This window comes from Streptomyces sp. NPDC029139 (assembly GCF_055564335.1).
Genome location: NZ_JBVHWN010000012.1, coordinates 129,473 through 144,500, shown reverse-complemented (window position 1 = coordinate 144,500; position 15,028 = coordinate 129,473). Strand labels below are relative to the sequence as shown.

11 protein-coding genes are annotated in these 15,028 nt (G+C 70.8%); 8 read left to right on the top strand and 3 right to left on the bottom strand.

The window, feature by feature from the left end; genetic code table 11:
* The first annotated feature begins 76 nt into the window (after window positions 1–76).
* From ACZ4VW_RS24890 to ACZ4VW_RS24875, 4 genes are all read left to right on the top strand, one after another.
* A complete protein-coding gene (locus ACZ4VW_RS24890) occupies window positions 77–358 on the top strand; it encodes an acylphosphatase (RefSeq protein ID WP_158990922.1) in 282 nt (93 codons plus the stop codon).
* Between the two features lie 393 nt (window positions 359–751).
* On the top strand, window positions 752–967 hold the full coding sequence (locus tag ACZ4VW_RS24885) for a hypothetical protein (RefSeq protein WP_215066520.1): 216 nt from the start codon (window positions 752–754) through the stop codon (window positions 965–967).
* Window positions 968–1,162: 195 nt separating this feature from the next.
* On the top strand, window positions 1,163–4,726 hold the full coding sequence (smc, locus tag ACZ4VW_RS24880) for a chromosome segregation protein SMC (RefSeq protein WP_467965995.1): 3,564 nt from the start codon (window positions 1,163–1,165) through the stop codon (window positions 4,724–4,726).
* Between the two features lie 200 nt (window positions 4,727–4,926).
* A complete protein-coding gene (locus ACZ4VW_RS24875) occupies window positions 4,927–6,360 on the top strand; it encodes a sugar porter family MFS transporter (RefSeq protein ID WP_467965993.1) in 1,434 nt (477 codons plus the stop codon).
* 48 nt (window positions 6,361–6,408) lie between these two features.
* On the opposite strand, the gene ACZ4VW_RS24870 is transcribed toward ACZ4VW_RS24875, so the two are convergent.
* A complete protein-coding gene (locus ACZ4VW_RS24870) occupies window positions 6,409–7,380 on the bottom strand; it encodes an LLM class flavin-dependent oxidoreductase (RefSeq protein WP_467965991.1) in 972 nt (323 codons plus the stop codon).
* Window positions 7,381–7,439: 59 nt separating this feature from the next.
* On the bottom strand, window positions 7,440–8,909 hold the full coding sequence (locus tag ACZ4VW_RS24865; protein WP_467965989.1) for a cytosine permease: 1,470 nt from the start codon (window positions 8,907–8,909) through the stop codon (window positions 7,440–7,442).
* A 225-nt stretch (window positions 8,910–9,134) separates the two neighbouring features.
* Here ACZ4VW_RS24865 and ftsY point away from each other — a divergent pair, with 225 nt between their 5' ends.
* Window positions 9,135–10,367, top strand: a complete 1,233-nt coding sequence (gene ftsY / locus ACZ4VW_RS24860) for a signal recognition particle-docking protein FtsY (protein WP_467965987.1) — start codon at window positions 9,135–9,137, stop codon at window positions 10,365–10,367.
* Between the two features lie 86 nt (window positions 10,368–10,453).
* Here the strand turns inward: ftsY and ACZ4VW_RS24855 are convergent, their stop codons facing one another.
* Window positions 10,454–11,104 carry a bifunctional DNA primase/polymerase gene (locus ACZ4VW_RS24855; RefSeq protein ID WP_467965985.1) on the bottom strand — a complete coding sequence of 217 codons (651 nt, stop codon included), beginning with the start codon at window positions 11,102–11,104 and terminating at the stop codon, window positions 10,454–10,456.
* Between the two features lie 419 nt (window positions 11,105–11,523).
* On the opposite strand from ACZ4VW_RS24855, the gene nsdA reads away from it, so the two are divergent.
* From nsdA to ACZ4VW_RS24840, 3 genes are all read left to right on the top strand, one after another.
* The gene (gene nsdA, locus ACZ4VW_RS24850; protein WP_467965983.1) at window positions 11,524–12,999 is read left to right on the top strand and encodes a transcriptional repressor NsdA; all 1,476 of its coding nucleotides are present in this window, start codon (window positions 11,524–11,526) and stop codon (window positions 12,997–12,999) included.
* Window positions 13,000–13,331: 332 nt separating this feature from the next.
* Entirely contained in the window at window positions 13,332–14,678 is a 1,347-nt protein-coding gene (locus ACZ4VW_RS24845) for an ammonium transporter (protein ID WP_467965981.1), read from the top strand.
* Window positions 14,675–15,013, top strand: coding sequence for a P-II family nitrogen regulator (locus ACZ4VW_RS24840; RefSeq protein ID WP_101390346.1), 339 nt, complete (start codon window positions 14,675–14,677; stop codon window positions 15,011–15,013). Before ACZ4VW_RS24845 ends, ACZ4VW_RS24840 begins: the two co-directional genes overlap by 4 nt.
* Window positions 15,014–15,028 lie beyond the last annotated feature (15 nt).

The window sequence follows — 15,028 nt, the reverse complement described above, 5'->3', positions numbered from 1 at the left end:
CATTCGGTCGGGACTGTACGCCATGACGCGCGGGGGCGACGTGCTCCTTCGGGAATTGGGCGGTTAGCGTGCAGCCATGAACGAAGACGTACGGCTGACCGCCTGGGTGCGCGGCCGAGTACAGGGAGTGGGCTTCCGTTGGTTCACCAGGGCAAACGCCTTGGAGATCGGAGGGCTCGTGGGCTTCGCCCTGAACCTCGACGACGGGCGGGTCCAGGTCGTGGCCGAGGGGCCGAGTGAGAATTGCCACCGTCTGCTCGACTGGCTCCGGTCCGACGACACTCCCGGGCGGGTGGACGGAGTCACTGAGATCTGGGACACCCCGCGCGGCGGCTACGACGGCTTCGCCATCCGCTGACGGTCACGGGAGAACGGCTCCGCCCCGGCGCCTCCGCGCGCCCGGGCGGACGTTCGGCGAACGGTCGCCCAAGCGGAAATGACCTGCTGATTGCCGAGAGGGTCTTGCCGTGCCGGGCTCCGCGAGGAAGGATGATCTCTACGCCCCCCGAGGCACCGAGTTGCGAGGCGCCGCCGCGAGTTCTGCGGCCGCTGCCCCCCGGTCGCCCCTTGATCCCGGGCGTGATCGTGTTGACCGTCAAACTTTTTGGTGAGACTCTGGAAGCCCCGCGCACCTTAGCTGTTCGGCGGCGAAAACGGCACGAAACAAAATATGCCGCTGAGCACCGCGGGTGCGAAATCCCTCACGACCCAACCGCTTCGGTCGGTCACTCAGTGTGGAGGACCATCCATCATGGCAAAGGCGCTTCTCGGTTACGTCGGCGGCTCCGACCCGCGACTCCTCGCCGAGATGCGACGGCTTCAGCAGCGCGTCCAGGATCTGGAGTCCGAGCTCGTTCGGATCCAGTCCGAGAACGACGCGCTCAACGCTGCCGCCGCACAGCACGGAGAGTCGCTGCTCGACAGCATCGACCTCGACGTTCCCCAGGCGGAGCCTGCGCTCACCTGACAGTCAGCCCCGTGCCGGGGCAGGGTGAGAAACACTCTCGCTGGAACAGCTAGATATGCAAGGGACGCTTCGGCGTCCCTTCTTTCTTGAGTCCCGGTGCTTTCCTGCGTCCCCCATGTCCCACCCCTCTTCTGGGGAGGATGTGCCCGGCACCTTCCGGGGTGAAACGCGAGAGCCCAGGTAGAGTCCGGGGGCGTGCATCTCAAGGCCCTCACCCTCCGCGGTTTCAAGTCGTTCGCCTCCGCCACCACGCTGCGGTTCGAACCGGGAATCACGTGCGTCGTGGGGCCGAACGGATCGGGCAAGTCCAATGTCGTGGACGCCCTGTCCTGGGTCATGGGAGAGCAGGGCGCCAAGTCGCTGCGCGGCGGCAAGATGGAGGACGTCATCTTCGCCGGCACGACCGGGCGGCCGCCGCTCGGCCGTGCCGAGGTCTCGCTGACCATCGACAACTCCGACGGCGCGCTGCCCATCGACTACGCCGAGGTCACCATCACCCGGATCATGTTCCGGGGCGGCAGCAGCGAGTACCAGATCAACGGCGACACCTGCCGGCTGCTCGACATCCAGGACCTGCTCTCCGACTCGGGCATCGGCCGCGAGATGCACGTCATCGTCGGCCAGGGCCAGCTCGACTCCGTCCTGCACGCCGACCCGATGGGCCGCCGCGCCTTCATCGAGGAGGCCGCCGGCGTCCTCAAGCACCGCAAGCGCAAGGAGAAGGCGCTGCGGAAGCTCGACGCGATGCAGGCCAACCTCGCGCGCGTGCAGGACCTCACCGACGAACTGCGCCGCCAGCTCAAACCGCTCGGCCGGCAGGCGGCGGTCGCCCGCCGGGCCGCCGTCATCCAGGCCGACCTGCGCGACGCCCGGCTGCGGCTCCTCTCCGACGATCTCGTACGGCTGCAGGAGGCTCTGAAGGCCGAGGTCGCCGACGAGGCGGCGCTGAAGGAGCGCAAGGAGAGCGCCGAGCGCGAGCTCGAGGCGGCGCTCGCGACCGAGGCCGACCTGGAGGACGAGGTCCGCAGACTCGTCCCGCGCCTCCAGCAAGCCCAGCACACCTGGTACGAACTCTCCCAGCTCGCCGAGCGGGTCCGGGGCACCGTCTCGCTCGCCGACGCGCGCGTGAAGAGCGCCACCGCCCAGCCGCCGGAGGAGCGCCGGGGCCGTGACCCGGAGGACATGGAGCGCGAGGCCGCCCGGATCCGCGAGCAGGAGGCGGAGCTGGAGGCCGCCCTGGAAGCGGCCGAGCGGGCCCTGGAGGACACCGTCGCCCATCGCGCCGAACTGGAGCGCGAGCTCGCCGTGGAGGAGCGCCGCCTCAAGGACGTGGCCCGTGCCATCGCGGACCGTCGGGAAGGACTCGCCCGGCTGCACGGCCAGGTCAACGCCGCCCGCTCGCGCGCCGCGTCCGCCCAGGCCGAGATCGACCGGCTCGCCGCCGCCAGGGACGAGGCCCAGGAGCGGGCCGTCGCCGCCCAGGAGGAGTACGAGCGGCTCAAGGTGGAGGTCGACGGACTCGACGCGGACGACACGGAGCTGGGGGAGCGGTACGACGCCGCCCGCCGGGACCTCGCCGAGGCCGAGTCGGCCCTGACGGCCGCCCGCGAGGCCGCCACGGAGGCGGACCGGGGCCGGGCGGCGACCCGGGCCCGGCACGAGGCCCTGTCCCTGGGGCTGCGCCGCAAGGACGGTACGGGAGCGCTGCTCGGTGCCCGCGACAGGCTGAGCGGACTGCTCGGCCCGGCCGCGGAACTGCTCACCGTCACCCCGGGATACGAGATCCCGGTCGCCGCGGCCCTCGGCGCGGCGGCGGACGCGATCGCCGTCTCCGGCCCCGCCGCGGCCGCCGAGGCCCTGCGCCTGCTGCGCAAACAGGACGCGGGCCGGGCGGCGCTGCTCCTCACGGGCGGGGAGGCGCCGGCGGGGCCCCGGGTCGTCCCGGAGCCGGCCGGCCGGTACCCGCGCGCCGCCGACCTCGTCCGGGGCCCCGACGACCTCACCGGCTCCGTACGGCGGTTGCTCGACGGGATCGTGGTGGTCGGCACGCTGGAGGAGGCCGAGGAGCTCGTCTACGCCCACCCGGGTCTTACCGCCGTCACCGCCGAGGGGGACCTCCTGGGGGCGCACTTCGCGCAGGGCGGTTCCGCCGGGGCGCCCAGCCTCCTCGAGGTGCAGGCGTCCGTCGACGAGGCGGCCGCCGAGCTGGAGCGGCTGGAGTCGCGGTGCGCCGAGCTGGCCCTCGCCCAGCGGGAGGCGACCGAACGCAGGCGCACCGCCGCCGCGCTCGTGGAGGAGCTGGCCGAACGGCGTCGCGCCGCGGACCGCGAGAAGTCCGCCGTGGCCCAGCAGCTGGGCCGTCTCGCCGGCCAGGCCCGTGGCGCCGCCGGGGAGGCCGAGCGCACCACCGCGGCGGCCGCCCGCGCGCAGGAGGCGTTGGAGAAGGCGCGGTACGAGGCCGAGGAGCTGGCCGAGCGTCTCCTGGTCGCCGAGGAGACCCCGGCCGAGGAGGAGCCCGACACCTCCGTGCGCGACCGGCTCGCCGCCGACGGCGCCAACGCCCGCCAGACCGAGATGGAGGCCCGGCTCCAGCTCCGTACCCACGAGGAACGGGTCAAGGGCCTCGCGGGACGCGCCGACTCCCTCGACCGGGCCGCCCGCGCCGAACGCGAGGCACGCGCGCGTGCCGCGCAGCGCCGCGCCCGGCTGCGGCACGAGGCGGAGGTCGCCGGCGCGGTCGCCGCGGGCGCGCGGCAGCTCCTGGCCCACATCGAGGTCTCCCTGGTCCGGGCCGAGAGGGAGCGCGCGCTCGCCGACGCGGCCAGGAGCGCTCGCGAGCAGGGTCTGACCGCCGCCCGGAACCGGGGCCGCGATCTGAAGGCCGAGCTGGACAAGCTCACCGACTCCGTCCACCGCGGCGAGGTCCTGGGCGCGGAGAAACGGCTGCGGATCGAGCAGCTGGAGACCAAGGCGCTGGAGGAGTTCGGAGTCGAGCCGGCCGGGCTCGTGTCCGAGTACGGCCCTCACCACCTCGTACCGCCGTCGCCGCCCGCCGAGGGGGAGGAGCTGCCGGAGGACCCGGACCATCCGCGCAACCAGCCCCGCCCCTTCGTCCGTTCGGAGCAGGAGAAGCGGCTGAAGGCCGCTGAACGGGCGTATCAGCAGCTCGGCAAGGTGAATCCGCTGGCCCTGGAGGAGTTCGCGGCGCTGGAGGACCGGCACAAGTTCCTCTCCGAGCAGCTGGAGGACCTGAAGAAGACCCGTGCCGACCTCCTTCAGGTTGTGAAGGAGGTCGACCTCCGCGTCGAACAGGTCTTCACCGAGGCGTACCGGGACACCGCCCGCCAGTTCGAGGGCGTCTTCTCACGGCTCTTCCCCGGTGGCGAGGGCCGGCTGATCCTGACCGACCCCGACAACATGCTCACCACCGGTGTCGACGTGGAGGCGCGCCCGCCGGGCAAGAAGGTCAAGCGCCTCTCGCTGCTCTCCGGCGGCGAGCGCTCGCTGACCGCCGTGGCGCTGCTGGTCTCCATCTTCAAGGCCCGCCCCAGCCCGTTCTACGTCATGGACGAGGTGGAGGCCGCCCTGGACGACACCAACCTCCAGCGGCTCATCCGGATCATGCAGGAGCTCCAGGAGTCCTCGCAGCTGATCGTCATCACGCACCAGAAGCGGACGATGGAGGTCGCCGACGCGCTGTACGGCGTCTCCATGCAGGGCGACGGCGTCTCGAAGGTCATCAGTCAGCGCCTGCGGTGATCAACTACAAGTCTTGAACTCAAGACGCCGCGCCACAGGTTTAAAGTCATACGACATCAGGTCTTGACTTCGAAACTTGAAGGAATAGTCTCTGCAACGTTGCTTTTACCTTCACGTGGTGGGCGGCGTGATGTTGTGCGCCACTGGAAGGGCTCGCCCCCCACACTCCGGCGACGCTGCCGGAGCCCACAGGAGTCCATGTGACCAGCACCGCGCAGGCGCCCACGCCGCCGCCTTCCGAAGGCCGAGCCGCCCACCCGGACCACCTCGGCCACGTCATCTTCATCACGGCCTCCGCCGCGATGGGTGGTTTCCTCTTCGGGTACGACAGTTCCGTCATCAACGGCGCCGTCGAGGCCATCCGGGACCGCTACGACATCGGCTCCGGCACCCTGGCCCAGGTCATCGCGATCGCCCTGATCGGCTGCGCCATCGGCGCGGCGACCGCCGGCCGGATCGCCGACCGCATCGGCCGCATCCGCTGCATGCAGATCGCCGCCGTGCTCTTCAGCGTCAGCGCCGTGGGCTCCGCCCTGCCCTTCGCCCTCTGGGACCTCGCCTTCTGGCGGATCGTCGGCGGCTTCGCCATCGGCATGGCCTCGGTGATCGGCCCGGCGTACATCGCCGAGGTCGCGCCCGCCGCCTACCGCGGTCGCCTCGGCTCCTTCCAGCAGGCCGCCATCGTCATCGGCATCGCCATCTCCCAGCTGGTCAACTACGGCATCCTGCAGCTCGCCGACGGCGACCAGCGCGGTGAGATCGCCGGCCTCGAAGCCTGGCAGTGGATGCTGGGCGTGATGGTCGTCCCCGCCCTGCTCTACGGTCTGCTCTCCTTCGCCATCCCCGAGTCCCCCCGCTTCCTCATCTCCGTCGGCAGGATCGACCGGGCGAAGGAGGTCCTCGCCGAGGTCGAGGGCCACGGTGTCGACCTCGACCACCGTGTCGCCGAGATCGACCGCGCCATGCGCAGCGAGCACAAGTCCACCTTCAAGGACCTGCTCGTGGCCGGCGGCCGCTTCAAGCTGCTCCCCATCGTCTGGGTCGGCATCGGACTCTTGGTCTTCCAGCAGCTCGTCGGCATCAACGTCGCCTTCTACTACTCCGCGACGCTCTGGCAGTCGGTCGGCATCGACCCCTCCAGCTCGTTCTTCTACTCGTTCACCACGTCGATCATCAACATCGTCGGCACCGTGATCGCGATGGTCCTCGTCGACCGCGTGGGCCGCAAGCCCCTCGCGCTCGTCGGCTCCATCGGCATGGCCGTCGCCCTAGCCTTCGAGGCATGGGCCTTCTCCGCCGACCTCGTCGACGGCAAGCTCCCCGAGACCGAGGGCGTCGTGGCCCTCGTCGCCGCCCATGTCTTCGTGCTCTTCTTCGCCCTCTCGTGGGGCGTGGTGGTCTGGGTCTTCCTCGGCGAGATGTTCCCCAACCGGATCCGCGCCGCCGCCCTCGGCGTCGCCGCCTCCGCCCAGTGGATCGCCAACTGGGCCATCACCGCCAGCTTCCCGTCCCTGGCGGACTGGAACCTCTCCGGCACCTACATCATCTACACCGTCTTCGCCGTGCTCTCCATCCCCTTCGTGCTGCGGTACGTCAAGGAGACGAAGGGCAAGGCGCTGGAGGAGATGGGCTAATCCCCGCTGCCCCTCTCCTCGACACGAGTACTGCCCCGGCCCAGGGCCCTATGCCCCGAGCCGGGGCAGTACGTCTTCCCCGAACAGCCGCAGGCTCCGCCACGCCTCGTCCACCGGCATCCCGCCGCACAGCGGATGGAGCACCAGGCTCTCCAGGCCCAGCGCCACACACTCGTCCGGCGTGACGATCCGGTACACCCCCTCGGCCCGCAGCTCCGCGACCGTCGTCGCCGTCGAGCGCACCGCCGAGCGGATGTCCTTCGACTGCCAGGACGCGTACGTCCGAGCCTCGTGCAGGAAGTGCTCCCCGTACAGCTCCCAGGACCGGTCCGGGTCCTCGGACAGATGCAGCAGCGGGGTCCGCTCGGCCGGCATCATCGTCCAGCCCTCCGTGCCGTACTCCGCGCACCGCTCCCGGTAGTACGTCTCCAGCTCCGGCAGGTGGGCGCTGGGAAAGAACGGCAGCCCGAGCCGGGCCGCCCGCCGCGCCGCCGCCTTCGAGGACCCGCCCACCAGCAACAGCGGATGAGGCCGGGTGAAGGGCCGGGGAGTGATCCGTACCGTACGGCCCTGATACGTGAAGGGCTCGCCGGACCACGCCTTCAGCAAGGTCTCCAGGAGCAGGTCCTGCAGCTTGCCGCGGCGGCCCCAGTCGACCCCGCGCTCCTCGTACTCCTCGGGGCGGTAGCCGATGCCCGCGACCGTCACCAGCCGCCCCGCGCTCAGCAGGTCCAGGACCGCGATCTCCTCGGCGAGCCGCAGCGGATCGTGGAGCGGCCCGATGATCGCGGAGACGGTGACCGCGATCCTCCGCGTCGCCCCGAAGACCGCGCCCGCGAAGGCGAAGGGGGACGGCAGCCAGTTGTCGGCCACACCGTGGTGCTCCTCGGTCTGGACGGTGCCGACCCCGTGCTCGTCGGCGTAGGCCGCCATGGCGAGGGCGGCGCGGTAGCGCTCCGAGAGGGACTCGGGGGTCGCGTGCGGATCGACGAGGTTGAACCGTACGACTGTGAAGGGCATGGGAAGTCCCCCTCCGCGCGTGGGATGCCGGGCGAAGGGGGACGGTATCTGACGAAGCGTCAGATGGAAACAGTCTCGCGGACCTCGACGGGTTCCGCGTCCGCACCCGCGGCGGTCCGCGGCAGCGCTCCGTGGAGCACGCCCGCGACCACGACCGTCGCCGCCCAGCCGAGCCCGTTCTCGCCGATCCAGGACGCGGCGAGCGGACCGGAGAACCACTCGACCCTGGTGAACAGCAGACCGGCGACCAGCGCCACGGCCCAGGCCGTCATCGCCTGCCAGGCGAAGCCGCCCCGGTACCAGTAGGCGCTCGTGCGCGTGGTGTCCATCAGCGCCACCCCGTCGTAGGACCGGCGGCGCAGCATGTCGACGCCGAAGACGCCGATCCACGCGGAGAACGCCACCGCGAGCAGCGTCAGGAAGGAGATGAACGAGCCGATGAAGCTGGTCGCCACCACCATCAGCAGGAAGCCGAAGACCAGGCTGATCACGGCGTTCACGCTCACCGCCGCGGCACGCGACACCTTGATGCCGAGCGTCTGCGCGGTGAACCCGGCCGAGTACATCGACATCGAGTTGATCAGCAGCATGCCGATCACCGCGATCATCAGGTACGGCACGGAAATCCACGCCGGCAGCAGCTCGCCGATGAACGACACCGGATCCTGCGCCGAGGCCAGACCGGGCGTCGCCACCGCCATGACCGCGCCCATCAGGACCATCGGCAGCACGACGATGCCGGCGCCGCCGACCGTGGACCCCACGATCGCCTTCGAGGAGGCCGTACGCGGCAGATAGCGGGTGAAGTCCGGGCCGGACGGGACCCAGCTGATGCCGCCCGCCGCGATGGTGCCGATACCGGCGATCATCATCGCCGTCGAACCGGCCGGCTTGTCGAAGACCGCGGACCAGTCCGTGTTCGCCACCAGGTGGACCAGGACGAGGACGGAGAAGGCGCCGAAGAGATACGTCGACCACTTGCTGCACACCCGCAGTGCGTTGATCCCGAGCCCGGACACCAGGAAGGTGCAGGCGACGAAGAGCAGCAGCGTGATGACGATCAGCGCGGTGTTCGACTCGATGCCGAAGAGCAGATCGAGGACGGTCAGCACGGCGTAGGCGCCGGTGACCGCGTTGATGGTCTCCCACCCCCACCGGGCCACCCAGATCAGCGAACCCGGGAAGAGGTTGCCGCGCTGCCCGAAGACGGCCCGCGACAGCGCCATACCCGGGGAGCCCCCACGCCTCCCGGCGATCGAGATCAGGCCGACGATCCCGTACGAGAGGATCGGCGCGGCCGTCGCGACCATGAGCACCTGCCAGAAGTTCAGGCCGTTGAAGACGATCAGGCCCGCGCCCATCGTGAGGAGCAGCACACTGATGTTGGCGGCGACCCAGGTCGGGAACAGCTCCCGTACGTGGCCGGTGCGCTCGGCATCGGGGACGGGCTCGAGACCACGGGTCTCGACGGCGCGTTCGGCGGCCGGACCGCCGGATATCGCGCCTTCGGGCTCGGAGGCGTGGGGCATGGGGGTACTCCGTACAGAGGTGGGGGCTCCGGGGGAGGGCGGCGGTCGAAGCGCGCGCCGAGTGCACCAGCATCGTATGTAATCGAGCAAAGGGCCGCATAAGGGCCCCTTGGTACCGGTCGTACCGGTCTTCACCCCCTTCCCGCTCCCCGCCGCCCGAGGGGACGCGCCCCGGCCGGGCGGCACCCGGGGTGAGGCGCCGGGCCGCGCCATACTGGTGGGGTTATGGAACTCATTCTTGCTGTAGTCATCGCCCTGGTCGTCGCCGTCGCCGTGACCAGCGGGCTCGTGATCAGCGGCCGCAAGAAGAAGCAGCTGCCGCCGCCCGAGGCGCCGTCCACTCCGCCGACCATCACCGCTCCGCCCGCCGAGCCGCACGTCGGCGAGGAGGCGGAGACGCCGCGGGAAGAACCACGCCGCACCATCGAGGAGGTCGACCTCCCGACGGCCGAGGAGGCCGTCGAGACCCCGGCGGCGGTCGAGGACCCGGTCGTCGCCGCCCCGCCGGCTCCCGAGATCGAGGTGCCGGAACCGACCGCGGGCCGTCTCGTACGGCTCCGCGCCCGCCTCGCCCGCTCGCAGAACTCCCTCGGCAAGGGGCTGCTCACGCTGCTCTCGCGGGACAACCTCGACGAGGACACCTGGGAGGAGATCGAGGAGACCCTGCTCACCGCCGACGTCGGCGTCGCCCCCACCCAGGAGCTGGTCGAGCGCCTCCGCGAGCGCGTCCGGGTCCTCGGCACCCGCACCCCCGAGGAGCTGCGCGGCCTGCTCCGCGAGGAGCTCATCACCCTCCTCGGCCCCGACCTCGACCGCACCGTGAAGACCGAGAGCGCCCCGGGCACCCCGGGCGTCGTCATGGTCGTCGGCGTCAACGGCACCGGCAAGACCACCACCACCGGCAAGCTCGCCCGGGTCCTGGTCGCCGACGGCCGCTCCGTGGTCCTCGGCGCGGCCGACACCTTCCGCGCCGCCGCCGCCGACCAGCTCCAGACCTGGGGCGAGCGGGTCGGCGCGCGGACCGTGCGCGGTCCGGAAGGCGGCGACCCCGCGTCGATCGCCTTCGACGCGGTCAAGGAGGGCATCGCGGAGGGCGCGGACGTCGTCCTCATCGACACCGCCGGCCGTCTGCACACCAAGACCGGTCTGATGGACGAGCTCGGCAAGGTGAAGCGGGTCGTCGAGAAGCACGGCCCGCTGGACGAGGTCCTGCTCGTCCTGGACGCCACCACCGGTCAGAACGGCCTGGTCCAGGCGCGTGTCTTCGCCGAGGTCGTGGACATCACCGGCATCGTGCTCACCAAGCTCGACGGCACCGCCAAGGGCGGCATCGTGATCGCGGTCCAGCGCGAGCTGGGCGTGCCGGTCAAGCTGATCGGCCTGGGGGAGGGCCCGGACGACCTGGCTCCCTTCGAGCCCGCGGCCTTCGTCGACGCCCTGATCGGCGACGGCGCCTAGGCGCCGTTCGACGGCCCCACGTACGCCTTCGGGCCCCGCACGCTACAGCGCGTGCGGGGCCCGAAGGCGTTGTGGGAAGGCCGGCGTCAGGGATGGCTGCGATGGCAGATGTACGCCAGCGTGCCGAGCAGCAGGCGCGCCTGGGGCGGTGAGCCGGCCGTGTCCAGCGTCGGAGGGCGCAGCCAGCGCACGGGGCCCAGGCCGCCGAGGTCCGACGGCGGGGCGGTGATGTAGGCGCCGGCGCCCAGGCCCCGCAGGTCCAGGTCCGCGTCGTCCCAGCCCATCCGGTACAGCAGCCGCGGCAGCTCCACCGCAGCGCCCGGCGCCACGAAGAACCACGCCCGGCCCGTCGGCGTCGCGCAGACCGGACCCAGCGGCAGCCCCATGCGCTCCAGCCGGACCAGCGCGCGGCGCCCCGCGGCCTCGGCGACCTCGAGCACGTCGAACGTGCGGCCCACCGGCAGCAGCAGCGCCGCGCCCGGGTACCGCGACCACGCCTTGGTCGCGTCGTCCAGACCGGCGCCCGCCGGGACCTCGTCGGCGAACGAGAGCGGATGCGCCCCCGGAGCCGTACACGCGGGATCCCCGCAGGAGCACTGGCCGGAGAGGGCCCGCGCTCCCGGGACCACGTCCCAGCCCCACAGTCCGGTGTACTCGGCCACCGCTGTGCACTCTGTCGTGCGAACGCGGCGACGTGTGCCGGACCGCATCTCGCGAATGCCGATCGTGAAGCCCATGCCCCCTCCAACGGGTCGGACGCGCCGGTGGTTACGACTCGGAGCCTCACCGTCACGCTCCGTCGCCGTAGGTGGCGTACCGTCGCGGCCGCGGTGGTGCGGCCCGCTGCGCGCGCCTCCTCGCGCAACACTCCGCCGACCCGTGGTTCGTCGCATGTCAAGTGAATCGTGTTCGGTGGCAGGCGAGTTCATTCGAAGGGGTGGCGAATGGTGGCGTTTCTTGAATCCGCCTCCCTGGACGGGTGATCGTAGGATTACTTTCGGTGCTCGAACCCTGGAGTTCACTGCGCGCGCGGGTATGCCGGAGGCAACCCGCTTTCCAGTTCGAAGGAGTGCAAGCTCCAGACGGACGCCGCAACACGCGGCATCCTGTGAGGGGTTCGCGCAACAGAGACATCGACGTGGATGGGGGCGTTCCTGTGGGCGGCAACGGCGCAGACGCTACGACTGCCGGCAAGCGCCCGAACGAGCAGCTGAGCTCGTGGTTCGTGCGCAGCGGCTGGTCGAAGGGCGAGCTCGCGCGCCAAGTGAACCGCAGGGCACGCCAGATGGGCGCCCACCACATCTCCACCGACACCTCCCGCGTCCGCCGCTGGCTGGACGGCGAACAGCCCCGCGAACCCATCCCGCGGATCCTCTCCGAGCTGTTCTCCGAGCGCTTCGGCGCCGTCGTGGCCATCGAGGACCTCGGACTGCGCACCGCCCACCAGTCCCCGTCCGTCTCCGGTGTCGACCTGCCCTGGGCCGGACCCCAGACCGTCGCCCTGCTCAGCGAGTTCTCCCGCAGCGATCTGATGCTCGCCCGCCGCGGCTTCCTCGGCTCCGCCCTGTCGCTGGCCGCCGGACCCTCCCTCATCGAGCCCATGCAGCGCTGGCTCGTGCCCACCCCCGTCGGCGAGGTCGAGCGCCCCGAACCGGCCCTCGACACCCGCCGCCCCGGCCGCCTCTCCACGGGCGAGCTGGACCTTCTCGAATCCACCACGGCGATGTTCCGCCAGTGGGACGCCCAGTGCGGCGGCGGACTGCGCCGCAAGGCGGTCGTCGGCCAGCTCCACGAGGTCACCGACCTGCTCCAGGAGCCCCAGCCGGCCGCGACCGCCCAGCGTCTGTTCAAATGCGCCGCCGAACTGGCCGAACTCGCCGGATGGATGAGCTACGACGTGGGCCTCCAGCCCACCGCCCAGAAGTACTTCGTCCTCGCCCTGCACGCCGCCAAGGAGGCGGGCGACAAGCCGCTCGGCTCGTACATCCTCTCCTCTATGAGCCGCCAGATGATCCACCTCGGCCGGCCCGACGACGCCCTCGAACTCATCCACCTCGCCCAGTACGGCAGCCGTGACTGCGCCACCCCGCGCACCCAGGCCATGCTGTATGCGATGGAGGCCCGCGCCTACGCCAACATGGGCCAGCCCTCCAAGTGCAAGCGGGCCGTCCGCATGGCCGAGGACACCTTCGCCGACGTCGGCCTCGACGGCGAGCCCGAGCCCGACTGGATCCGCTTCTTCTCCGAGGCCGAGCTCAACGGCGAGAACTCCCACTCGTACCGCGACCTGGCCTACGTCGCCGGGCGCTCCCCGACGTACGCCTCGCTCGCCGAGCCCGTCATGGAGCGCGCGGTCGCCCTCTTCGAGAAGGACACCGAGCACCAGCGTTCGTACGCACTCAACCTGATCGGCATGGCCACCGTGCACCTGCTCAAGCGGGAGCCCGAGCAGTCCGCCTCCCTCGTCGAAAGGGCCCTGGTCGTCGCCAAGCGGGTCCGTTCCGAACGGGTCAACACCCGGCTCCGCAAGACCGTCGACACGGCCGCCCGCGACTTCCGCGACGTCGCCGAGGTCGTCCAGCTCACCGACCGGCTCACCGCCCTGCTGCCCGAGACCGCCGAGGCGGTCTGAGCACCGGCAGCCCTCCACACTCCGGCCGCGACAGCCGTCCCCCACTGCCCGACCCGGCTCCCCCGCCGCCAGGACACAGGGACGCTGCCGCGGCCGGTCTCGTCCTCCCGCCACGGCCGCGGTTTCGGCGCGGCAGGCGTGTTACCTCCCCGTGACCTTGCCGTTCACAGCCACGTAACACGCCCCACCCCTTCGTCACTGCGGCGAAACATCGTGCGGCATCGACGGAAACGGCGCTGCGCCAACTTTGGCGCATAACCGGCCACCCCTCCTGGCCAAGCCGCTCTCGGCCCCGCCCCCGCACAGGCCGTACCGACGACGAGGAGACGCCGATGGCACCAGCCATCACGACCCTGGCAGCAGACGCCCCCCAGCTGTCCGCCGCCAACACCGGGTTCATGCTCATCTGCTCCGCCCTGGTCATGCTGATGACCCCGGCACTCGCCTTCTTCTACGGAGGCATGGTCCGCGTCAAGTCCACCCTCAACATGCTGATGATGAGCTTCATCAGCCTCGGGATCGTCACGATCCTCTGGGTGCTCTACGGCTTCAGCATCGCCTTCGGCACCGACAACGCCTCCCTGTTCGGCTGGTCCTCCGAGTACGTCGGCCTCAGTGGTATCGGCGTCAACCAGCTGTGGGACGGCTACACCATCCCGGTCTTCGTCTTCGCCGTCTTCCAGCTGATGTTCGCGATCATCACCCCCGCGCTCATCAGCGGCGCACTCGCCGACCGCGTGAAGTTCACCGCCTGGGCCCTCTTCATCGCCCTGTGGGTCACGATCGTCTACTTCCCCGTCGCCCACTGGGTCTGGGGCTCCGGCGGCTGGCTCTTCGAGATGGGCGTCATCGACTTCGCCGGCGGCACGGCGGTCCACATCAACGCCGGTGCCGCGGCCCTCGGCGTGATCCTCGTCATCGGCAAGCGGGTCGGGTTCAAGAAGGACCCGATGCGTCCGCACAGCCTCCCGCTGGTCATGCTCGGCGCCGGTCTGCTCTGGTTCGGCTGGTTCGGCTTCAACGCCGGCTCCTGGCTCGGCAACGACGACGGCGTCGGCGCCGTGATGTTCGTGAACACCCAGGTCGCCACCGCCGCCGCCATGCTCGCCTGGCTCGCGTACGAGAAGATCCGCCATGGCTCCTTCACCACCCTGGGCGCCGCCTCCGGCGCGGTCGCCGGCCTCGTCGCCATCACCCCGTCCGGCGGCGCCGTGAGCCCGCTCGGCGCGATCGCGGTGGGCGCCATCTCCGGTCTGCTCTGCGCCATGGCCGTCGGCCTCAAGTACAAGTTCGGCTACGACGACTCCCTCGACGTCATCGGTGTCCACCTCGTCGGCGGTGTCATCGGCTCCCTCCTCGTCGGCCTCTTCGCCACCGGAGGAGTCCAGTCCGAGGTCAAGGGCCTGTTCTACGGCGGCGGCCTCGACCAGCTGGGCAAGCAGGCCATCGGCGTCTTCGCCGTCCTCGCCTACTCTCTGATCGCCTCCGCGATCCTCGCGCTGATCATCGACAAGACGATGGGCATGCGGGTCAGCGAGGACGACGAGGTCTCCGGCATCGACCAGGTCGAGCACGCCGAGACCGCGTACGACTTCAGCGGAGCCGGCGGCGGCGCGTCCTCGCGCTCCACCGCCGCGCCCGCCCCGGCAGCTACGGAGACCAAGAAGGTGGACGCATGAAGCTCATCACCGCAGTCGTGAAGCCGCACCGGCTGGACGAGATCAAGGAAGCCCTCCAGGCTTTCGGAGTCCAGGGGCTCACGGTCACCGAGGCCAGCGGATACGGCCGCCAGCGCGGCCACACCGAGGTCTACCGCGGTGCCGAGTACACGGTCGACCTCGTCCCCAAGATCCGCATCGAGGTGCTCGTCGAGGACGACGACGCCGAACAGCTCATCGATGTCGTGGTCAAGGCCGCCCGAACCGGCAAGATCGGTGACGGAAAGGTGTGGAGCGTGCCGGTCGAGACGGCCGTACGCGTCCGCACGGGCGAGCGCGGTCCGGACGCACTGTAGGCACGGATAGGGAGC

Coding starts and splice junctions, on each gene's coding strand:
- ACZ4VW_RS24890 (WP_158990922.1), top strand. CDS start 77: ATGAACGAAGACGTACGGCTGACCGCCTGGGTGCGCGGCCGAGTACAG.
- ACZ4VW_RS24885 (WP_215066520.1), top strand. CDS start 752: ATGGCAAAGGCGCTTCTCGGTTACGTCGGCGGCTCCGACCCGCGACTC.
- ACZ4VW_RS24870 (WP_467965991.1), bottom strand. CDS start 7,380: ATGCCCTTCACAGTCGTACGGTTCAACCTCGTCGATCCGCACGCGACC.
- ACZ4VW_RS24865 (WP_467965989.1), bottom strand. CDS start 8,909: ATGCCCCACGCCTCCGAGCCCGAAGGCGCGATATCCGGCGGTCCGGCC.
- ftsY (WP_467965987.1), top strand. CDS start 9,135: ATGGAACTCATTCTTGCTGTAGTCATCGCCCTGGTCGTCGCCGTCGCC.
- ACZ4VW_RS24855 (WP_467965985.1), bottom strand. CDS start 11,104: ATGGGCTTCACGATCGGCATTCGCGAGATGCGGTCCGGCACACGTCGC.
- ACZ4VW_RS24845 (WP_467965981.1), top strand. CDS start 13,332: ATGGCACCAGCCATCACGACCCTGGCAGCAGACGCCCCCCAGCTGTCC.
- ACZ4VW_RS24840 (WP_101390346.1), top strand. CDS start 14,675: ATGAAGCTCATCACCGCAGTCGTGAAGCCGCACCGGCTGGACGAGATC.